This window comes from Streptomyces sp. NPDC052910, from assembly GCF_055585605.1.
On the sequence record NZ_JBVJJR010000002.1, the window covers coordinates 730,542 to 751,040 of the forward strand.

Consider the following 20,499-nt stretch of genomic DNA (forward strand, 5'->3'; position numbering starts at 1 on the left):
CCCCGTCGGCCGCCGAGTGAGCCGCTCCGGCCGTCGCGGCGCGGTGAGTCACCCGTCTTCCCCCGCCGCACCGGTCGAGTCCGGCCGCACCGGTCGGGTCCGGCCGCACCGGCTGAGTCCGGCCGGGCGGAAACGGCCGACCGGACGCCCTCGATCGAGTGAAGGTTCATGGCGGCGGAGACGTTGCGCCGACCTCGCCTCGGTCCCGTGCCGACGCAGCGCGACGGCACCTCAGGACGTGCGGAGGGGCGGCCCTCGCGCCGGATCCGTGACGCGGAGCATCCGTCACGCCCGTGCTGTAATCCCCGGCGGAGGTGGGCCGATTGACGACCGTGGTGTTCTCTCCCCACATGGACGACGCCGTGCTGTCCGCTGCCGTGCGGCTGATGCGGCCGGGTTCCGAGGTGGTGACGGTCTTCGCGGGCGCGCCGCCCGCGCACGTGACGCTGACGCACTGGGACCGGCTGACCCGGGCGCGGTCCTCGGCGCGTCGGCATGCGGAACGGGTGGCCGAGGACGACGCGGCGATGAGGACGCTGGGCGTGCCCTTCCGGCGGCTGGACGAGCTGGACGGCCAGTATCGCGACGCCCCGCCGGATCCGGCCGGCCTGGCGGCCCGGCTGGCGGAGTTCGCGCGGTCGGCGTCCGAGGTGTGGGTGCCGGCGGGGATCGGCGGCCATCCCGACCATGTGGCGGTACGGGACGCGGTCTTCACCGCCGTCGAGTCGACGGTCGTGCCGCCGGCCGTCGTGTGCTACGCGGAGCTGCCGTACGCGCTGTTCGCCGGCTGGCCGTCCTGGGTGAGCGGCCAGGGGCCGAGGCCCTGCCTCGATCCGGACTACTGGCTGGAGAACGAGCTGGCCGTGCGGGGACTCTCGGCGCGGGACCCGGTGGGTGAGTCCGTGGCGCTGTCGGCCCGGGAGCGGGCCGTGAAGGAGGCCGCGGTCCTGGCCTACGCGTCCCAGTTGGCCGCGCTGCCCCTCGATCCCGCCGACGGCGTCAGGTGGGAGTCGTTCCTGCGGTACGAGATGGCGTGGCGGGTGCGCACCGACGCCGCCCGCGAGGTGCCGGTCGGGGGGCAGGCGGGCGCGGACCGCGTCGGTGTCCTGGCGGAGGGAGCGGACGCGTGACGGCGGGACGCGCGAAGGTCGTCGGATGCATGCTGGTGCGCAACGAGTCCTGGGTGCTCGGCTGTTCGTTGCGTGGGGCGTTGCGGTGGTGCGACACCGTCGTGGTGCTGGAACACGCGTCCACGGACGCCACGTCCCGGATCGTGTCCGAGGTGGCGGCGGAGGCCGGGCCGGGCAGGGTCGTGACGGAGACCTGGCCCGACACGTCGCGTTGGGACGAGATGCACCAGCGGCAGCGGCTCCTGGAGCTCGCGCGCGCGGCCGGCGGCACGCACCTGGGTCTGGTGGACGCCGACGAGGTGCTGACGGCGAATCTCCTTCCCCGTCTGCGGGGGTGGATCACCGCGCTGGCCCCGGGCCAGGTGCTGGACCTGCCGCAGATCCCCGTCTGGCGGGATCTGGATCATTTCCGTGACGACGGCTCAGAGTGGTGCCGGTCGTTCGTCTCGGTGGCGGTGGCCGACCGGGACGGTTTGCACTGGGCGCCGGAGCGAGGGGACGGGTACCAGCACCACCACCGTGCGCCGAGGGGCGCGCTGGACGGTGTGGTCCCGACCCCGGTGCTCACCCACCGGGCGGGCGGCGTGATGCACCTCCAGTGGGCGGCGTGGAAACGGCTGGTGTGGAAGCACCGCGCGTACAAGCTGTTCGAGCAGGCCCGCTGGCCCGGGCGCCAGTCGGTGGCGGAACTCGACGCGAAGTACTCGCGGGCGCTGGACGAGCGGGACATGAAGCGGTCGAAGGTGCCGGGCGCCTGGTGGGACGGGTACCGGCGGGAGCTGATCGACCCCGACCACGAGACCTGGTACGTCGGTGAGTGCGAGCGGTTGTGGGCCGAGCACGGCCCGGAGGCGTTCGCCGGGCTCGACCTGTGGGGATGGCCCGCGGATGCGCGCTGAGCCCCGGTGGCGCCGGCGCGACCGGGCGGCCCGGGCGCTCGGCCTGGCCCCGGCGGTGGCGTGGGTGTCCTGGCTGGTCGCCAACGGCGACGGCCCGGCCGGCTGGGCCATGGCCGCCTGCGTCGCCGCGGCCCTGGTGCCGGGCCTGCGGGCCGGACGGCCCTGGTGGCTGTGGCCGTACGTGGTGTGCGTCGCCGAGGCGGGTCTCGTCGCCGTGGCCGGGCTCTGCTCGGGGCCGGTCACGGCGCTCGGGGTGCTCGGCGTGGTCCCGGTGGTGTTGGTGACGGCATCCGTCCTCGATCTCGTCTTCGCCCTGGGCCGCCGGCCTCCCCGCGTCGCGGAACCCATGGCCGGCTCTCCCTCCGACGGGAAGTCCGGCCGGGCGGGCGCCCCGACGTGGCCGGGGGTGTGTGTCCAGGTGCCCACCCACGACGAGCCGCCGGAGCTGGTCGTCGAGACCGTCCGCCGGCTGCTCGCCCAGGACTACCCCGGCCGCTGGACGATCCAGGTCATCGACAACAACACACCGGAGGAGGCGACTTGGCGGCCCGTGGCGGAGTTCTGCGCCCGCCACGGCGACCGGGTGTCCTTCCTCCGGCTGCGCGACTGGCCCGGTCACAAGGCGGGGGCCCTCAACGAGGGCATCCGGCGACTGCCCGACTGGGTGGAACTCCTCGCCGTCGTGGACGCCGACTACCACGTCGAACCGGGCTTCCTGACCGATGCCGCCCGAAGGCTGGACGACCCCCGGGTCGCGTTCACGCAGAACCCCCAGCACTACCGCGACCGGCACGCCTCGCCACTGCACGAGGCGGTGTTCCACATGTACGAGCAGTACTACGCGGCCATCGTGCCCGCGCGGCAGGACGCCAACGGGCTGATCTGCGTGGGCACCATGGCCCTCCTGCGGCGCGGCGCCGTCGAGCAGGCGGGGATGTGGGGCGAGGACTCGGTCACCGAGGACGCCGAACTCTCCCTCCGGCTCCTCGCCTCCGGATGGCGCGGCGGGTACGACCCGCGGGTGCTGGGGTCCGGGCTGATGCCCGTGGACTTCGCCGGACTGTGCCGGCAGCGCTACCGGTGGGCCTTCGGCATGATCCGCACCTTGCGGACGCACCACCGCCTGCTGTGGGGCGGGAAACCGTCCGCGGGACGGCTCACCCTCGCCCAGCGCCTCTCCTACGGCGGGCTGGCCGTGCAGTATCTGACCGAATGGGTGCCGGCCGCCGCGACCGTCCCGGTGGCCGCGGCCTGTGCGGGGCTGCCGGCCCCCACCCCGGCGACGGCCACGGTCGCCGCCGTCGGGCTCGGGCTGTACGTGTGGGCCGCGGTGGTGCGGCTGCTGCTGGCCGTCCGCGGCGCCGAGCGCGGCGCCCTGGCGGCAGCGGCGGCGGGGGTCGCCGTCCACTGGGCCCAGTCCTGGGTCATGGCCCGTGCATGCGCCGGGGCCCTGTACCGTCGCCGGGCGTCGTTCCACCGGACACCGAAGTCCGGAACGGCCGGGCGGTGGACGTCCGCCCTGTCGACGGTGACGGCGGAAACGGTGCTGTGCGCGGTCGCCGTGGCCCTCGCGGTGGCGGCGGCCGTGCGGGGCCTGCCCCTTCTCGCCGCGCTGGCCGCCGTGCCGGCCGTGGTCTACGGGTGCGGGCCGGCCGTCGCCCTGGCGTACGCGGCGTACGGGACGCGCGCCACGACGCCCCGGCCCCCCGCCCGGGACATCACCGGGCGCACCGACAAGCCGCACGAGTCGCCTCGCCCCCGGCCCCGAGCCGGAGCTCCCGCCGTCGTGGTCGAGGACCTCCGCCGCGCCTACGGGGGCCGCGACGTCATCGCGGGGGTGTCGTTCACCATCGCCGCGGGTGAGTTCTTCGGACTGCTCGGCCCCAACGGCGCGGGCAAGACCACCGTGCTCGAGATCCTGGAAGGACTGCGCCCGGCCGGGTCCGGCCGGGTGAGCGTGCTCGGCGAGCCGCCCTGGCCGCGCAACCCCCGCCTGCTGCCGCGCATGGGCGTCCAACTGCAGACCTCGGCGTTCTTCGACCGGCTGACGGCCCGCGAGCAGCTCCGGACCTTCGCCGCCCTCCACCGGGTGCCGGCCGGGCGGGCCGCCGCCGCGCTGGACCTCGTCGGACTGGCCGACCACGCCGACGTACCCGAGAGCCGGCTCTCCGGCGGCCAGCGCCAGCGCCTGGCCATCGCCTGCGCCCTGGTGCACGAACCCGAGATCCTCTTCCTCGACGAGCCGACCGCCGCCCTCGACCCCGGCTCCCGCCGCCGACTGTGGGAGGTCCTCCGGGACGTCCAGGCACGCGGCACGACCATCGTGTACACCACGCACCACCTGGACGAAGCCGAAGTGCTCTGCGACCGCGTCGCCTTCCTGGACGGCGGCAGGCTGCGCGCCTGCGACACGCCGGAGCGGCTCGTCGCCGAGCACGGGGGCGGCACAAGAGTGACGGTTCCCGGCGGCGCGCTGACCAGGTCGCAGGCCGAGCGCCTGGCGGGAGCCGACGAAGTCCACGACACCGTCTCGGGGCTGGTACTGATCACCCGCAAGCCGGACCTGCTGCTCTCGGAACTGGCCGCCCACACGGATCCGGGCCGGGCGGGCGTCACCACGCCCTCCCTGGAAGACGTGTTCCACCGCCTCGCCGCGACCACCGGTGGAGCCCTCACGTGACCGCGTTCCGCGCCTTGTCGACGGCCATGCTCAAGGGCTTCGTCCGCGACCGGATCGCCCTGCTGTTCACCTTCCTGTTCCCGTTGATGTTCGTCTTCGCCTTCGGGCTCCGGCACGGCCAGGATTCCGGCACGTCACAGGGCGCGCTGCCCCGGATGATCCCCATGCTCGGCTGGGCCGTGGCCGGTACCGGAGTGTTCGGCATGGGCGTGACGGTCGTGTCCTGGCGGAACCGGCGGCTCCTGCGACGCATCAGGCTCGCCCCGGTCGGCGTCCCGGCCGTCCTGTTCGCCCGGCTGGCGACCAACCTCCTCGTCACCCTCGCCCAGACCGGGGTGTTCCTCGCCGTGGCGACGCTCCCGGCCTTCGGCGCCGGCCCCAGCGCCCGGTGGTGGCTCGCCGTCCCGGCCGTCCTGGTGGGCGCGCTGAGCTTCTCGGCTCTCGGGCTCCTCGTCGGTGCGGTCTGCAGGACCGAGGAAGCCGCCTCGGCGCTGGCGAACTTCCTGGTCATGCCCATGGCCCTGCTCTCCGGCACCTTCTTCGCCCTCGACCGGTCACCCCTCTGGCTTCAGCACACCGCCCGGCTCCTGCCGCTCGCCCACCTCAACAGAACGATCAGCACCGTCCTCAGCCCCCATGGCGACCTCGTCGCCCTGTGGCGGCCCGTTCTCGCCTTGACGCTCTTCACGGTCGCCGTCACCGGGATCGCCCTGCGGGCGTTCCGCTGGGACGCCGACGCCTGAAGCCCGCCCGGGCACCCGGTGACGCTCCCCGGGCGGCGTGTCCCCGGGGAGCGTCGCGGACGCCGGAGACCAGGAGTCGAGCGGCGTCCGGAGCGATCCGGGCCCCCCTCTCGATCACCTCGGGCAGGGTGGCGGATTCGGGCGGCGGGATCAGGCGGCGAGGTCAGGCGGTGGGGGCGCCGGCGACGCGGCGTTCGCCGCCGTTGCGCTCCTGCCAGAAGCGGTAGACCTCGACGGCGGCGTCGCGGGGCTCGTACCGCATGGGCAGGCGGCGCTCGTGCCACGGCTTGGCGAACTCGTCGTAGAAGGAGCCGAGTTCGAAGTACTTGCGGTCGTCGACGTAGTGGGGCTCGTAGGCGTCGCGGGTGGTCAGGAAGACGACCTCGTCCGGCGAACAGTAGTAGAGCGAGCCCAGGCACATCGGGCAGGGGTGGGCGAGGACGTGGATGGTGGTGCCGGTCAGGTGCTCGGTGCCCAGCTTCCGGCACGCCTCGCGGATGGCGAGGATCTCGGCGTGGGCGGTGGGGTCGCCGGTCTGGGCGACCTTGTTGGAGCTCTCGGCGAGGACCTCGCCGTCCTTGACGATGACGGTCGCGAACGGGCGGCCGCCCTCGGCGACGTTCTGCCGGGCGAGATCGATGGTGCGCTGTGCGAAGTCCATGAACGGGGCCTTTCCGGTGTGCGGGGAGGGGGGCGACGGGGCCGGGCCGGGCGGGACCGTGCGGCCCCGCCCGTGCCGGATCAGAACGGCTTGGTCGGCAGGTACTTGCCGTCCAGGGTGATGACAGCGCGTTCGCCGCCCTCGGGGTCGGCGACCTTCCTCACGTCCAGCTTGAAGTTGATCGCGGAGATGATGCCGTCGCCGAACCGCTCGTGGACGAGGGCCTTGAGGGTGGTGCCATAGACCTGGAGCATCTCGTAGAAGCGGTAGATCGTCGGGTCGGTGGGGATGCCGCCGGGGATCGAGCCGCGGGTCGGGATGGTCTGGAGCAGCGTCACCGCGTCCTCGTCCAGACCCAGCAGCTCGGCGACGGCCTTGGCGGAGGCCTCGGGGAGGGCGTGCTGGCCGAGGATCGCGGCGGTGGTGAAGGCGGCCGACAGGCCGGAGGCCTCGGCGATCCGCTCCCAGGTGAGGTTCTTGCGGATCTTTGCCTCCACGGCGGCGTTGGCCAGGGCCTCGCGGGCGGTGGGGTCGAACTGGGCGTGCACCATCAGGGGTTCCTTACGTGTGCGGTGGCGCCGGTCCTCGGGGAAAGGAGGGGACCGGCGGATTCTCGGGTGGGGGCGGTCCGCGTCCCGTCGGGTCGCGGACCGGGTGCCGTCAACGCCTCGGAGCAGGGCCCGGGGCGGGGGCCGGGGCGGGCGGGGGCCGGGTCCCGGTCAGGCGGCGTGGGTGGTGCGGGTGGCGTGGGTGGCTTGGGTGGTGCCCGCGCCGGTGACGCCGATGGCGTCGGTGATGCCAGCGACGCCATTGACGCCAGTGACGTCGAGAGCTTCGACGCGCCCGGTGGCGATGTCGAAGACCCAGCCGTGCAGCGTCACTTTCCTCTCCGCCAGCGCCCGGGCGACGGAGGGGTGGGTGGCCAGGTTGGCCATCTGCGCGTACACGTTCCGGCGGACCAGGGCGCCGACTTTCTCCGGGCCCGCCGCCATGCCGGCGGTACGGGCCACGGCGGCGTCCGCGTGCCGCAGCCACTCCGCGACCGCCGGCGCGCCGGTGAGGTCGTGTCCTTCGGCCAGGGCGGTCATCGCACCGCAGGCGGAGTGGCCGCACACCACGATGTCGCGCACACCCAGCACGCCGACGGCGTACTCGATGCTCGCCGCCACCCCGTTGGCGCCGGGCGTGTAGGCGGGGACGAGGTTGCCCGCGGTGCGGACGACGAACAGCTCACCCGGCTCACCCTGGGTGATCAGCTCCGGTACGACACGGGCGTCCGAGCAGCCGATGAACAGCGTGTGCGGTGTGTGGTGGGCGGCGAGGCGGGAGAAAAGGTCCGCCTTGGCCGGGAAGACCTCGCGCTGGAACCGCGCGACGCCCTCGGTGAGGTCCTGCATGGGTCACTCCCTTCCGGTGGCCGTCGGGCCCGGGGGCCGACGAAATCCACCATGCATGACCTGGACCTATAGTGTCCAAGAGTTGCTTCCCATGCCTTCCATTGCTCGCATCTATAGTGAGGCCTATGGCCGCCTTGGAACTGCGTCACCTGCGCTACCTGCTCGCCGTCGCCGAACACGGCAACTTCACCCGCGCCGCCGAGCACCTGCGCGTCTCCCAGCCCACCCTCTCCCAGCAGATCAAACAGCTCGAGCGCACCCTGGGCGTGCAGTTGCTCGACCGCACCGGCCGCACCGTGCGGCCCACCGACGCCGGCGCCGTCTACGCCGAGCACGCCCGCCGGGCGCTGCGTGACCTGTCCGCCGCCGAACGGGCCGTCCACGACGTGCGGGACCTCTCCCGCGGCCACCTCCGCCTCGCGGTGACTCCGACCTTCACCGCCTACCTCGTCGGCCCGGTCGCCGCCGGGTTCCATGCCCGCCACCCGGGCATCACCCTGACCGTGACCGAAGCGACCCAGGACCGCATCGAAGCCGGTCTGGCCGGCGACGAGGTCGACCTGGGGATCGCCTTCTCCGGTACGCACCTGCCCGGCATCGCCGCCGCACCGCTGTTCACCGAGACCCTCAGCCTCGTCACCGCGGCACAGCGGCCCCCCACCGGCGACCGCCGCCCCCTGCCGGTCCACGACCTGAATCAGCGGCAACTGGCGTTGCTCAGCGCGGACTTCGCCACCAGGGGGCACATCGACGCCTACTTCGCCCGCCACCGGGTCCGCCCGCGCATCGCCGTGGAAGCCAACTCCATCCAGGCACTCACCGAAATCGTCCGGCGCACCGGTCTGGCCACCGTCCTGCCCGACGCCATCACCCACGACCACCCCCACCTCACCCCCGTCCCCCTCGACCCACCCCTCCCCACCCGCACCGTCACCCTGCTCACCCGCGAGGGCGCCTACCAGCCCGCCGCCGCCCGCGCCTTCACCCGCCTCGTCCACGACCACGTCACAGCCCGCGCCTACGCCCCCGCCTGAACCGGCACGGCGCGGCCGGCCGTCGAGGCTCCGGGCTCCGTCCCACCGCTCCCGATGGGGCGGGGACGGGGCGGAACGCGTAGACCGGCCGGGAACCCGGCGCCCGCCTCTTGACCGCGTTCGGAGGCGGCCCGGAAACTTGGAGAGGTCTCCAAATTTCCGGAAGGGGCGTGAGCTTATGCGGCCGGCCGACGGAGGGCTGCGCGAGCGGCGGAAGGCTCAGCGACGCGCCCGGATCCTCGACGCCACGCGTGAACTCCTGCGGGAAAACCCGGATTCGGTGATCAGCACCGAGCGGATCGCCCGGCGGGCGGGGGTCGCACCGGCCACCGTCTACAACCTCATCGGACCGCGCGAGAGGATCTGGGAGGCGCTCGCCGCCGGCTTTCTGGAGACGCTTGAACGCCACCTGGCGGCGTCGGCGCGGGGAGCCGCCGAGGGGCCCTTCGACCCGCGGCAGGTCGTGGCGGCGACCGTCCGGCTGTTCGTGAGCGACCCGGTCGTCTCGCGCCACATGGTGCGCGAGTGGGAGGCGAGCGGCCTGGTGTTCCGCCGCAGTCCGCTCACCCAGCTCCGCCGGGCGATGGCGGACGCGCGGGCCCAGGGCCTCCTGCGCGCCGACGTCGACACGGACGCGCTGGCCGCCGCCGTCGCCACCTCGTGCGTGGGCGCGCTGCACCAGTGGGTCGCGGGCCTGATCGACGACGACCGGTTTCTCGCGCGTGCCGTGTTCGCGCTGGACGTGGCGCTCGCCGCGGCGGCCGCGGCCCCTCACCGCGACCGGTTCCTCGCACCGCTGCGCACCCGGGGCACGGCGTGACGGCCGGCGCGCCGTCCCGCGCCCGGAGTTTCGTGGGCGGCGGCGGGGTCCTGCTCGCCGCGGACGTCTGGGGCGCGGCGGCCGCGCCGCCTCTCGTCCTGCTCCACGGCGGCGGCCAGACGCGGTACGCCTGGCACCGGGCCGGTCCCCGGCTGGCCGCGCTGGGGTGGCGGGTCGTCGCCCCGGACCTGCGCGGGCACGGCGGCAGCGGGTGGTCTCCCGACGGCGACTACGACCTCGGCCTGTTCGCCGAGGACGTCCGGGCGCTCGTCACCGCACTCGGCGGCCGGCCGGTGCTCGTCGGGGCCTCGCTCGGCGGCCTGAGCGCGCTGCTCGCCGCCGGCGAGGCGCCCAGGGCGGCCGTCCGCGCTCTGGTGCTCGTCGACGTCGCCCACCGGCCCGACCCCCGCGGCGTGCGCCGGATCGTCGCGTTCATGCGCGGCCGGCCCGACGGCTTCGCCGGCCTCGGGGAAGCGGCCGCGGCGGTCTCCGCCCACCTGCCGCACCGCCCGCGCCCGGACGACACCGAAGGGTTGCGGAGGAACCTGCGGCGGCAAGGCGATCGCTGGGTCTGGCACTGGGACCCCCGGATGCCGGAGAGCTTCGCGGGACGGATGGACCCGCCCGGCATGGCCGACCGCCTCCTCACCGCCGCACGCCGCGCCGATGTGCCGGTCCTGCTCGTCCGCGGCGGGATCAGCGATGTCGTGCGTGCGGACGTCGCCGAGCAGTTCTGCGACGCGGTCCCCCGGGCGCGGCGCGTCGACGTCGCCGGTGCGGGGCACATGGTGGCCGGCGACCGGAACGAGCACTTCATCGACGCGATCGTCCCGTTCCTGGAAGAGGTCGGAGGAGACGAGTAGGTCCGCCGGAGGCCCGCTGAGGCGAGGGGGCGGTGAGGCGGCGCGGGCCGCCCCCGTCGCCAAGCGCCCTCGGCGGCCTCAGTCGCCACGGCCCCGGTGACTTATCCGTCCGCCCGTAGGCGGCGCAGGGCGTCCTCGGAGTCCCGGTCGTCGGGCAGGTAGGCCAGGAAGTGGTGACCGGGCTCGTCCACGGCGGCCAGTTTGACGTACCGCAGGCGCAGTTCACCCACGGTCGGATGCCGGAAGCGGCGGACCGCGGGCTCGAAACCGGCCGTCTCCCGGCGCTCGTACCAGCGGGCCGCGTCGGCGTCGGCCAGCAGCTCGGTGACGAGTTCGGCGAACCGCGGATCGTTCGGCCGGCGGGCCGCCCGGGACCGGAACTGGCCGAGCAGGGCACGGGCCTCCTGTTCCCAGTCGGCGAGCAGAGTGCGGGCCGGCGGCCAGCGGAACACCAGCCAGAGGAGGTTGCGCCGCCTGGGGTGCAGCCGGGCCGGATCCGTCAGCAGCGCGGCGTATCCGGCGTTCCACGCCAGCAGGTCCCAGTGCGGGTCGAGCACCACGGCGGGGTGCGGTGTCATGGCCCGCACCAGGGTGAGCAGGTTGGGCGACACCCAGGTGGGGGCGTCGGCGGGCGGCCTGCTCTCCTCCACGAACGACAGGACGTGCGCCGTCTCCGCGGCGTCCAGCCGCAGTACGCGGGACACCGCGCGCAGCACCTGCTCCGAGGTGCGGGCCCGGCCCTGCTCCAGCCACGTGTACCAGGAGACGCTGATGCCGGCGAGCTCCGCGACCTCGGCCCGCCGCAGCCCCGGCGTCCGGCGGCCCGGGGCGTCCGGCAGGCCCGCCTCCCGCGGCGTCAGCCGTTCGCGGCGGGACCGCAGGAAGGCCCCCAGTTCGCGGCGGGGGGACCCGCCCGGCGGCAGGGGCGCGGTGCTCACCGGCCACCGCGCCGGCGGCCGGCCGCGGACGGTACGGCACCCGGGTCCGCGATGGGCGGTGCGCCGGTGTCCGGGGGTGACGGCCTCCCGCGCGTCATGGTGCTTCCCCTCCGGCCGGCGGGCGTCCGCCCGGCCGCGGTCGCCCTGTGATGATGCTGCCGCCACCAGGCGCGATGCCGGAACGGCAGGGTGTGAGAGATGGTAATAGCCGGCGGTCTCCGCCCCGAGGGGTCCGGTGCTGAACTGATGGCCGGGCCGCGTCCGTCCAGGACCGGTCCGTCCGTCATCCGTTCTCGCCGAGCCCTCCCGGAAGGGAGCATCCGCCCCGTGACCACCACTGCTCCGCCCCCGGTTGCGACGTTGCCCGCGGCCTCCTTGCGGCTGCTGTACACCGCCGGATTCGTCAGCAACTTCGACCGCTTCTGCATCGCCCCCATGCTGGTTCTGATCGGCCCGCAGCTCGGGGCCCCGCTTCCCACCGTGGTGCTGGCCGCGAGCGGCTACTACCTCGCCTACGGGCTGATGCAGCCGGTATGGGGGGCGGCCGGCGACCGTTGGGGCCGTGTGTGGGTGATGCGGGTGTCGCTCACCGGCGCGGCACCGGCCGCCCTGGCCTCGGCCCTCGCCCCCAGTGCCCCCGTGCTGATCGCGGCCCGCGCCCTGGCCGGCGCGTTCTTCGCCGCCTCCATCGCCGCCTCCCTGACGTACGTGGGCGACACGGTGCCCGCCGCGACACGGCAGCGCCCGCTGAGCGAGCTGATGACCGCGTTCGCGCTGGGCACCGCCGTGGCCACGGCCGTCGCCGGGGCGCTGGCGCACTACCTCACGTGGCGGCTGGTCTTCGCACTGCCGGGTGTCCTCGCCGCCTGCCTGGCGGTGGCCCTGCGCCGGCTGCCCGAGCCCGAGCGGGCACCGTCCGCCTCCCTGTCGGCGCCCTTCCGCGTGGTCCTGTCCTCGCCGTGGCAGTGGTACGTGATGGCGGTGGCGATGCTGGAAGGGGCCGTGCTCCTCGGCTTCCTGACCTTCCTGGCCCCGGCCCTGGAGGCGCGCGGGGTGCCCACCGCCCTGGCCGGCGCGGTCGCGGCCCTGTACGGGGTCGGTTCCACGGCGGCGGCGCAGGTGGTCAAGCGGCTTGTCGGCCGATGGTCCCCGGTGGGCCTGATCGTGGCCGGCGGGGCGCAGATGGCCGTGGCCTACCTGGTCGCCGGGTACAGCCAGTCCACCGGGGCGCTCGTCGTGGTCGCCCTTCTCCTCGGGGGCGGCTGGTCGTTCATGCACTCCACGATCCAGTCGTGGGCGACGGCGCTGTCCCCGACGGCCCGCGCGACGGGCGTGGCCATGTTCGGCGTCGCCCTGTACGGGGGCAGCGCCGCGGCAAGCGGGCTGGCGGCCTCCACCGCCCAGGCGCACGACTACCGGCCCCTGTTCTGGCTGGCGGCGCTCCTGACCGTGCCCCTGACGGCGGCCGCGGCGGCGGGCCGGGCCCGCTACCAGCGCGTGTCGTCGGCCGGCGGACACCGCACCGGACCGCCGACGGCCCCGGACGCGCGGTAGCCGAACCCACGGGCTCGGGTGCGGGGGCTCCCGTCGCCCGCCGTGGTCCGCCGGCCGCGGCGTACGGCCCGCCCGTGCCGCGCGGGAAGCCCCCCGGAGAGCCGCCGCCGGCAACGGCCGGACCGCCGGCGGGACTCCGTCCCCCGGAGTGCCGCCGCCCGTCAGTACCGCATCAGCCAGTGCTGCTCCGGCGGATAGTCCGAGGCACAGGTCCACAGGGTGAGGTAGGTGCCGTTTCCGGACGAACCGCCCTTGTTGGTGAGGCACTTGTCCGAGTAGTTGGTCTTGATGGACCAGTCGTCCGACCAGAACTGCTGGCTGCGGTTGTCGCCGCTGTTGTCGCACGGCCACAGGGTGAGCACCGCGCCGTTGGTGTCGTACGCGTCGCCCCGCGGGGTCAGGCACTTGCCGCTCGCCTTGTGGACGATCTGGTAGCCGTCGCGGTCCCACTTCTGGAGCTCGTCCCCCGTGCAGGTCCACAGGGTGACGACGGTCCCGTTGGCCGTGCTGTTGCCCTTGGGGGTGGCGCACTTCCCGGGGTACCAGCTCCCGGGGCCGACCGGGGTGAAGAGCTCTCCCCAGTTGGGGCCGGCCGCCGAGGCCTGCGGGGCCATGGCCGTATGGAAGCCCACCGCCAGGAAGACCGCCGACAGGAACGCCGCTGGCTTGCGCATGACACGCCTTTCGTCAGGGGATAGCGTCTGCAACATCGGCGAACCTAGCCAACGGCCCTGCGGCACACGACAAAGTCGCGGTTGCCATGTCAGGTACGGAAGGCCGCTGCGGGCCGGAGGAGACCCCGGCCCGCGGCGACGAGGCGGAGGAGCCGTTCCTCGGCGCGCCGGCCGGTACCGCTCCCCGGCCGGTAGCGCTCGCCCACGCCGGCGGGGGGCGCGAGCGACGGAGAAGGCGACGCCGTGGAACGGCCCCGGGACGGTGCCGTTTTCGCCCGGCTACCGGGTCCTGAAGTGACGGAAGAGGTTGCGGGCCACGTACACACCCGGTCCGCCGAAGCCGACGATGTCGACGCGTCCGTCACCGGTGACGTCGGCGACGAAGCGGGGGTGGCGGCCGGCCCGCCAGGCGCCGGCGTCGTCGTGGTACCCGAACCCGCGGCACACCAACCGGGCCTGCTCGAACCGGCCGTCACCGCGGTTGACCGACACCCAGACCCCCTCGTCGCCGAAGCCGACGACGTCCGGGTCGCCGTCCCCGGTGACGTCGGCGAGGAAGCGGAGGTGCTTCTCGCCCGTCCAGCCCTGGGCGCGTCCGAAGTCGTTCAGGACGAGCTCGGCGGGCTCGAACGTCCCGTCACCGCGCCCGCGTGAGACGACCACGCCCTGCGGGCCGAACCCGACGATGTCCACTCCCCCGCCACCGGTGGTGTTCAGCAGGAACCGCGGGTGCTCCTCGGCGGAACCCCACCCCTGGTCCACCCCGAAGTCGTCCAGGAGGTAGAAGGGTTCGGAAAACGTGCCGTCCTCGTCCTGAAGGGACGCCCAGACGCCGTCGTCGTGGAAGCCGACGATGTCGAGCCGGCCGTCGCCGGTGATGTCGGCGAGGAAGCGGGGATGCCTGTCGCCCAGCCAGCCGCCCGCCTCCTCGTCGTGGCCGAACGCCCGGAGGACCGGCTCGTCCGCGAGCGGTGCGAACGCGCCGTCCTCGTCCTGGAGCGACACCCGGACGCCGTCGCCGTGGAAGCCGACGATGTCGAGCCGTCCGTCGCCGGTGGTGTCGGCGAGGAGGCGGGGGTGTCGGTCGCTCCGCCATGCACCGGCCTGCGGTCCGTGCCCGAACGCGGCGAGGGCCGGCTCACCGCCCGCCGGCGCGAACGTCCCGTCCTCGGCTTGCGGGGACACCCGCACACCGTCGGCGGCGAGCACGACGACGTCGGGCCTGCCGCTGCCCGTCGTGTCCGCGAGGGCCCACAGGTCCGCGGGGCTCGGGGAGGGCACGGGTGGGTGCAGGACCCGCTGGTCGTCGAACGTGCCGTCACCTCGGCCGGAGGACGCCACGACGCCCTTGGCGGGTTCGATGCCGACGATGTCCACCCGTCCCGTTCCCGTGGTGTCGGCGAGGAACCGGTCGCCGGGGCCGGCCCACCGGACGGGTGGCCCGCCGACGGGACGGGCGGGCCCTTCGCACGTCCACCCTCCGGCGTCCCGGTCGCTCCCGAACTCCGCGAGAACCAGCAGCATGTCGCTGAAGGGGGGCGTCGCGCCGGGTACGGGCCGCAGGGCGGCCGAGCGGGTCAGCCGCCAGGACCGGCGACCGTTCCAGTGGCTCACCGGTGCCCAGCGCAGCACCGGGTCACCGGTCCGCTCCGGCTCGGCCGGGACGAACCTCCACCGCTGGCTCTCCGCGCTGTCGTCGTACGCGCGCAGCACGACCCGGGTGTCCTCGTCGCCGGGGTCGGCGAGGTCGAGCACGGCGCCGTCGGACAAACCCTCGACGCGGTAGAGGCCCGCTTCGCCCTCGACGGGGACGATCCGCCACTGCTGGCCCTTCCTGTCGCCGGCGGCGGCGTCCCACTGGCGGACGCCGCGGTCCGCGGCGGCGGGGTCGTCGAACACCTTGCCGCCGGCGGCGTTGCGGATCAGGTAGGACTGCTCCTCCGGCACCGGGCCGCCTTGCGCGGTCCGCACGGGCGTGAGCCGCCACTGCTCCGGGTCCGGGCCGCCGTCGGGGACATCGCGGACGACGAGTGCCCCGTCCGCGCCCGGCGCGGCCCTGACCGCGAGGGTCTGCCCCGTGGCGGCGTTGACGATGGTCAGCTTCAGGTCTTCCGTGGGCACGGGCATCGGGCTGCCTCTTCCAGCTCTTCCAGGCGGTTGGGGCGCGGGCTCGGGGCGAAGGGGACGCGGCAGTGCCCGCCGGTCACGTGAAGACGTGGTGGTAGGGGACGTTCCACTCGCTGGGCAGCCGGGGGTAGAACGTGTTGATGATCGTCCCGGTGAAGTCCCCGCCCCAGTTGTAGGTGAGGCGCACCTCGCTGTCGGCCGCCACCGCGTGGTCCTTGAACCCGAGGATGGCGTCGGGGTGGGTGATCGGCACGAAGGTGATCCCGCCCCACGGCGTCACCGTGACGACCCAGAGCTGGGTGTCCTCGGGTGCGCCGTTCTTCCCGCGCCACTTGTCGTCGACCTTGTCGGGCAGACCCACCTGGACGGTGTCGGCCGTGCTCTTGGGGGCCTCCTGGTGGACGGTGACGCGCCTGCGGCGCGGTTTGGGCACGCCGTCGTCGCCGCGGCCGTCGTCCGCCTGGGCGACTCCGGTGGACTGGGAGATTCCGGTGGGCTGGGCCACTCCGGTGGACTGGGCCGTTCCGGCGGGCTGGGGCGAGACCTGGCCGGCGGCGCTCTCGAGGAAGTACAGCGGCCGCTGCCCGAAGAAACCGGCGGGGGTGATGTACCAGAGGTGGCCCTTCGCCTCCTTGGTGGCCGGGTCGAGCGCGGTGGCCAGTTTGACGCCCTTGTCGTGGCTCGCCTCCGCCAGTTCGGCCGGCCGGAGGTAGCCGCCGTTGAAGGCGTGGACGAGCATGACCGGCCGGTTCTCGACCAGCGCCGCCACGATCGCGTTGTCGTAGCTGTTCACCGCTACCGGGCCGCCGACCACCAAATTCGACATCGCGGTGCGTTCCTGGGTGTACATCGCGGAATCCTCACTCGGTCGTGGTGTGGAGAACAATGCTTCTGGCATTCGCCGCTTCGAGCATTCGCCGCTTGATCACTCACCGCTTCGGGCATTCGCGCGGAAACCGGTGAAATGGCATTACCGCAAGACCGGCCTTTTTCGGCCGGCGGCATCGCCGGAGATTCGCCGGTCATGTGAGCGGCAGCCCCTCAAATTACCGTCCGATCAGGGGAGTCGAGCACCCCGCGAAGCTTTGCCACCCGATTGAGCGCTTTTCACATCAACGCCTTCCCGGGTGCCGGGTTCCGTGCTAGCTTCGATTTTCGCAGACGCGCACATGTTCCTGTTTATATTTCACCGGACGAGGTCCGGCCGAAATGAGACGAGGGCAGGGAATGTCTTCCAACGCGTTCAATTTGGGACGGGCCAAGCGCCAGCCGCTCACGAAGAAGAACCTCCGGGAACTCGGCATCGACTGGCAGTCCGTCCTGAACCACCCCAACCTGGTCTACGTCGACGACTACGGCGTACGGCACAAGCCCATCGGGTTTTCCGTGAACAAGCAGCGTTTCGGCAGCCTGCCCGGTTCCGTGACCGCGTTCCAACTGGGCTGGATCGCCTATATGCATCTCGGGGAACCGCTGATCGAAGAGCGGTGCGACATCGGCCCGCCGCCGCCCGACACGTTTTCCTCACGCACCTACGTGAACCGCAGTCAGACGTCCAAGATGACCTTCACCGACTCGGTCGACTTCACCGTGTCCAACGGCATCTCATGGTCGCTCTCGGCAGACGCCAAGCTCACCTTCGGCGGCACCATCAGCGCACAACTGCAATTGCAGTTGCAGAATCAGCTCCGGCTGGACCTCCAGTCGCAGTTGCAGACGCAGTGCCAGAACGAGGTGACGAACAAGAACGCGAACACGGTGACCAGCAAGAGCAGCAAAGACAACATGGGAACGGACAACGCCAACACCACCGAGAATTCCGTGCGGAACGCGGCGACGAACTCCGCGTCGAACACCGTGACGAACTCGGTGGGTTTCACGACCACGGGCAGCGCGACCGGTACCGCCACGCTCAACGCCCAGTTGGCACTGGGCATCGCGGCGTCGGTCAGCGGCTCGCTGACCACCAGTTGGGCGTCGAGGTCGCAGATTTCCGGCGAGGTCCCCGCGGGCGGCCGCGTGGAGACCATCGTCACGCAGCGGCGTTGTCACAAGCACTACTGCTACGAGATCCCGGTGGCCCTCTCGGGGCTGATCGCGGTGTACTACGCCGTGCCGGTGGCGGTCCTGTCGCCGCCTCAGCCGGGGGATTACCCCGGCCTCGACCGGATGGTCGCCCGCCCCATCGGCGACCTCGATCTGGACGGCGGTGGTTTCTTCGTGCACGGGCTGGCCGAGGTCGTCTCCGCGCTCGACGTCCACCACACGATGTTCGACCACCAAAGCCTGACCGACAGCGACCGGTCGCTGCACAAGCAGCCTTGAGCCGGCGGCGGTGCCGCCACGACGACGACCAGGGGTGACCAGCATGGTGTTCCAGAACATCTTCGACTTCGGGGACCGGAGCGCGGGGCTCTTCTCCGTGCGGGCCGGGGCCAAGGCGCGGCCCGGTGCGGACGTCGACTTCGAGGACGCCGACGACGACACGTACGACGACAAGAGCACGAGCCTGTTCGACGGCGCGATCCACGGGGCGTCCTCCCGCGCGAAGATCGTGCAGGAGCAGTCACCCGAAGCGCGCGTCATCCTGGGTTTCCTCGGCTCCTTCATCAAGACCACCCAGGAATCGGCCGGTGAGCAGGCCCGGTTCGCCAAGGATGCCCACTCGGTGTCCACGGCGGCAGCCGACGGGATGCAGCGGTCGAGCTCGACGGTGAAGGGCGACCCCGACCTCCGGAAGGACGAGGACCTGCAGATGCCGAGGAAGAGCGACTACGCCAAGGCCCCGAAGACCCCGGAGGCCCCCAAGGCGCCGGACGCCGGCAAGGCACCCAAAGCGACCGCCGACAACCCGCCCGGGTCGAAATAGCGAGCCACCGGGCGGGAGGGGGCAGGGGCGAAGCCGCCCCTGCCCCCTCCCGTGTCACACCGGAAGCAACTGCCACTGCCGACCCCGGTGGTCGCCCTCCGCTCCGTCCTGCTTGATCACCGCGCGGGCGTTCGTGCCGGTCTGCAGGAGCAGACCGCTGCCGCGGTTCGCGAGCTCGTACCTCCGCGGGCTGCCGTTCACCGGGCCCACCGGGATGAGCCTCCACTGCTGGTGACACGCCTCGGCACCCTCGTAGGCGCGCTGCGCGACCACCGCCCAGGGCGTCTCCCGCGGTCCGCCGACCTCCAGGACCTTGCCGCTGCGCACGTTCTCGATCCTGTACAGGACCTCTCCGTCGTGCTCACCCGCCACGACCAGCCGCCACCGCTGATGGTCCCTGGGAGCGGGGAGGGTCTGGTGGATCTCGGCCCCGTCCACGGTGGACTCCCGGACCACCGCCATCCGCAGTCGGCTGCGGACGTTGGCCCAGCAGACCACCGTGCCCGACTCGGGCAGCCCGGCCATCCCCGGCGCCGCGACCTTCCGAACCCGGTGGTTGCTGAAGTCGGCGATGTACAGCGCGTCGACGCAGTCCACGGCGAGCCCGAACGGCATGTTCAACCGGGCCGAATCAGCCGGGCCGCCGTCACCGTCGAAGCCCGCCGAGTCCGCGCCGACGACCGTGTGAATTTTCTCGTCGGCCGTGACCTTCCGGATGCGGTGGTTGTCGCAGTCGGCGATGTAGAGGGCGCCGGTGCCGTCCACGACCATTCCCATGGGGTTGTACAGCTTCGCGGACGCGGCCGGGCCGCCGTCACCGCCGAAGCCCGCGACGCCCGTGCCGGCGAACGTGCTGATCGTCCCGTCGGCCGCGACCTTCCGGACCCGCTGGTTGTCGCAGTCGGCGATGTAGAGGGCGCCCGCCGCGTCGACCGCCACTCCCTGCGGGTGGTTCAACCGGGCCGCGTCCGCTGGACCGCCGTCACCCCCGAACCCCCCGGTGCCCGTGCCGGCGAACGTACTGATCGTCCCGTCGGTCCCGACCTTCCGGACCCGGTGGTTGCCCCACTCGGAGATGTAGACGGCACCGGCGCCGTCCACCGCCACTCCGTGCGGGTACTTCAACAGGGCCTCGGTGGCGGGACCGCCGTCACCGCCGAAGCCCCCGGTGCCCGTGCCGGCGAACGTGCTGATCGTCCCGTCGGCCGCGATGGTTACTGGCGTCGGCGATGTAGACGGCGCCCGCGCTGTCCACGGCCACCTCGCGCGGACAGTTCAACCGAGCCGAAGTGGCAGGGCCGCCGTCCCCGTCGAATCCCGCGTCCCCGGTCCCCGCGACCGCCCTGATCTTCCCGTCGGTCGAGACCTTCCTGACCCGGTGGTTGTGGTGATCGGATAAGTACAGGGTTCCCGTGCTGTCCACCACGATCCCGTACGGACCGTTCAACCGGGCCGCACCGGCGGGACCTTTGTCCCCGCCGAACGCCGCGTCCCCGGTCCCCGCGACCGTTCTGATCGGGCGGGCGGAGTCCTCATCACCTGTAGCAGCCGCGTGGGCAGTGCTCATCGCCATCCCTTCGCCGTCACCGACCGCTCACCGCGAACGGCCGCTGTATGGGTCTGCCGGACCTGGCCAACTGCCGTGCTGTCCGCCCTCGAAGGGCCGCCAAGGCCCTTCCTCTCAGGCGGGGAACGTCCCCCGGCGACGAGGAGCGAAGCGACCGTGCTACCGGAGGCGCGCTCCTCCCATGCTGGAGGCCGACAGATCCCCGTCCGGACCCGCGACAGGCAAACCCGCCCATCGGGTGACGCGGGAGCGCCGCCCACTAGACCGGCGCATCGCCATGCCGGCGCGCCCCCGGCACATCGTCGGCGGACGGTACTACGGAAGGGGTGTGTGCTGGTCGGCTAGCACGAGGGCGAAGGTCGCCGCGCACCGGCCGGTGTCTCTTCGCGCAACAAGCAGGCGAAGTCCTCGAGACTGTCCGTGAGGTTCTTCCGATCCGATCGGATCGGCGATGACGCATTCGATCGGTTCAGCCCGTGAGACGACGTCCACGTCCCCCTGTCACCTCAGCCCGCGAATCGACAAGGCCCGCCCGGCAAGCGG

At 73.0% G+C, this 20,499-nt stretch carries 19 protein-coding genes; 10 read left to right on the forward strand and 9 right to left on the reverse strand.

Annotation, left to right across the window (positions count from 1 at the left end):
* Positions 1–332: 332 nt before the first annotated feature.
* The 4 genes from ACZ6X9_RS08905 to ACZ6X9_RS08920 are packed head-to-tail and all read left to right on the forward strand — an operon-like array spanning position 333 to position 5,452.
* A complete protein-coding gene (locus tag ACZ6X9_RS08905; RefSeq protein WP_469777661.1) occupies positions 333–1,130 on the forward strand; it encodes a PIG-L deacetylase family protein in 798 nt (265 codons plus the stop codon).
* Entirely contained in the window at positions 1,127–2,029 is a 903-nt protein-coding gene (locus ACZ6X9_RS08910) for a glycosyltransferase family protein (protein ID WP_469777248.1), read from the forward strand. The genes ACZ6X9_RS08905 and ACZ6X9_RS08910 overlap by 4 nt, the downstream gene beginning before the upstream one ends.
* Complete coding sequence (locus tag ACZ6X9_RS08915) at positions 2,019–4,709, forward strand: ATP-binding cassette domain-containing protein (RefSeq protein WP_469777249.1); 2,691 nt, start codon at positions 2,019–2,021, stop codon at positions 4,707–4,709. The genes ACZ6X9_RS08910 and ACZ6X9_RS08915 overlap by 11 nt, the downstream gene beginning before the upstream one ends.
* Complete coding sequence (locus ACZ6X9_RS08920; protein WP_469777250.1) at positions 4,706–5,452, forward strand: ABC transporter permease; 747 nt, start codon at positions 4,706–4,708, stop codon at positions 5,450–5,452. Before ACZ6X9_RS08915 ends, ACZ6X9_RS08920 begins: the two co-directional genes overlap by 4 nt.
* Positions 5,453–5,615: 163 nt before the next feature.
* Here the strand turns inward: ACZ6X9_RS08920 and ACZ6X9_RS08925 are convergent, their stop codons facing one another.
* The 3 genes from ACZ6X9_RS08925 to ACZ6X9_RS08935 form a co-directional block, all read right to left on the reverse strand.
* The gene (locus ACZ6X9_RS08925; protein WP_469777251.1) at positions 5,616–6,113 is read right to left on the reverse strand and encodes a nucleoside deaminase; all 498 of its coding nucleotides are present in this window, start codon (positions 6,111–6,113) and stop codon (positions 5,616–5,618) included.
* Between the two features lie 80 nt (positions 6,114–6,193).
* On the reverse strand, positions 6,194–6,664 hold the full coding sequence (cynS, locus tag ACZ6X9_RS08930) for a cyanase (protein WP_469777252.1): 471 nt from the start codon (positions 6,662–6,664) through the stop codon (positions 6,194–6,196).
* Between the two features lie 168 nt (positions 6,665–6,832).
* Positions 6,833–7,510 carry a carbonic anhydrase gene (locus tag ACZ6X9_RS08935; protein WP_469777253.1) on the reverse strand — a complete coding sequence of 226 codons (678 nt, stop codon included), beginning with the start codon at positions 7,508–7,510 and terminating at the stop codon, positions 6,833–6,835.
* A gap of 125 nt (positions 7,511–7,635) precedes the next feature.
* Here ACZ6X9_RS08935 and cynR point away from each other — a divergent pair, with 125 nt between their 5' ends.
* From cynR to ACZ6X9_RS08950, 3 genes are all read left to right on the forward strand, one after another.
* Complete coding sequence (gene cynR, locus ACZ6X9_RS08940) at positions 7,636–8,544, forward strand: transcriptional regulator CynR (RefSeq protein ID WP_469777254.1); 909 nt, start codon at positions 7,636–7,638, stop codon at positions 8,542–8,544.
* Positions 8,545–8,722: 178 nt separating this feature from the next.
* Positions 8,723–9,364 carry a TetR/AcrR family transcriptional regulator gene (locus ACZ6X9_RS08945; protein WP_469777255.1) on the forward strand — a complete coding sequence of 214 codons (642 nt, stop codon included), beginning with the start codon at positions 8,723–8,725 and terminating at the stop codon, positions 9,362–9,364.
* The gene (locus ACZ6X9_RS08950; RefSeq protein ID WP_469777256.1) at positions 9,361–10,227 is read left to right on the forward strand and encodes an alpha/beta fold hydrolase; all 867 of its coding nucleotides are present in this window, start codon (positions 9,361–9,363) and stop codon (positions 10,225–10,227) included. The genes ACZ6X9_RS08945 and ACZ6X9_RS08950 overlap by 4 nt, the downstream gene beginning before the upstream one ends.
* 101 nt (positions 10,228–10,328) lie before the next feature.
* Here ACZ6X9_RS08950 and ACZ6X9_RS08955 read toward each other — a convergent pair whose 3' ends face one another.
* On the reverse strand, positions 10,329–11,165 hold the full coding sequence (locus ACZ6X9_RS08955; RefSeq protein ID WP_469777257.1) for a helix-turn-helix domain-containing protein: 837 nt from the start codon (positions 11,163–11,165) through the stop codon (positions 10,329–10,331).
* A 327-nt stretch (positions 11,166–11,492) separates the two neighbouring features.
* Between ACZ6X9_RS08955 and ACZ6X9_RS08960 the strand changes: the two genes are divergently transcribed.
* Positions 11,493–12,719, forward strand: coding sequence for an MFS transporter (locus tag ACZ6X9_RS08960; RefSeq protein ID WP_469777258.1), 1,227 nt, complete (start codon positions 11,493–11,495; stop codon positions 12,717–12,719).
* Positions 12,720–12,880: 161 nt separating this feature from the next.
* Here the strand turns inward: ACZ6X9_RS08960 and ACZ6X9_RS08965 are convergent, their stop codons facing one another.
* From ACZ6X9_RS08965 to ACZ6X9_RS08975, 3 genes are all read right to left on the reverse strand, one after another.
* Complete coding sequence (locus ACZ6X9_RS08965) at positions 12,881–13,393, reverse strand: RICIN domain-containing protein (RefSeq protein WP_469777259.1); 513 nt, start codon at positions 13,391–13,393, stop codon at positions 12,881–12,883.
* A gap of 279 nt (positions 13,394–13,672) precedes the next feature.
* Positions 13,673–15,520, reverse strand: a complete 1,848-nt coding sequence (locus ACZ6X9_RS08970) for an FG-GAP-like repeat-containing protein (RefSeq protein WP_469777260.1) — start codon at positions 15,518–15,520, stop codon at positions 13,673–13,675.
* 76 nt (positions 15,521–15,596) lie between these two features.
* Entirely contained in the window at positions 15,597–16,370 is a 774-nt protein-coding gene (locus ACZ6X9_RS08975; RefSeq protein WP_469777261.1) for a hypothetical protein, read from the reverse strand.
* A gap of 377 nt (positions 16,371–16,747) precedes the next feature.
* Here ACZ6X9_RS08975 and ACZ6X9_RS08980 point away from each other — a divergent pair, with 377 nt between their 5' ends.
* Positions 16,748–17,845 carry a hypothetical protein gene (locus ACZ6X9_RS08980; protein WP_469777262.1) on the forward strand — a complete coding sequence of 366 codons (1,098 nt, stop codon included), beginning with the start codon at positions 16,748–16,750 and terminating at the stop codon, positions 17,843–17,845.
* A 43-nt stretch (positions 17,846–17,888) separates the two neighbouring features.
* Positions 17,889–18,389: a hypothetical protein gene (locus tag ACZ6X9_RS08985; RefSeq protein ID WP_469777263.1), complete on the forward strand. Its 501-nt coding sequence runs from the start codon at positions 17,889–17,891 to the stop codon at positions 18,387–18,389.
* A gap of 54 nt (positions 18,390–18,443) precedes the next feature.
* Here ACZ6X9_RS08985 and ACZ6X9_RS08990 read toward each other — a convergent pair whose 3' ends face one another.
* Both ACZ6X9_RS08990 and ACZ6X9_RS08995 read right to left on the reverse strand, forming a co-directional pair.
* A complete protein-coding gene (locus tag ACZ6X9_RS08990; protein ID WP_469777264.1) occupies positions 18,444–19,514 on the reverse strand; it encodes an NHL domain-containing protein in 1,071 nt (356 codons plus the stop codon).
* Positions 19,515–19,539: 25 nt separating this feature from the next.
* Positions 19,540–19,962, reverse strand: coding sequence for an NHL domain-containing protein (locus ACZ6X9_RS08995; protein ID WP_469777265.1), 423 nt, complete (start codon positions 19,960–19,962; stop codon positions 19,540–19,542).
* Positions 19,963–20,499 lie beyond the last annotated feature (537 nt).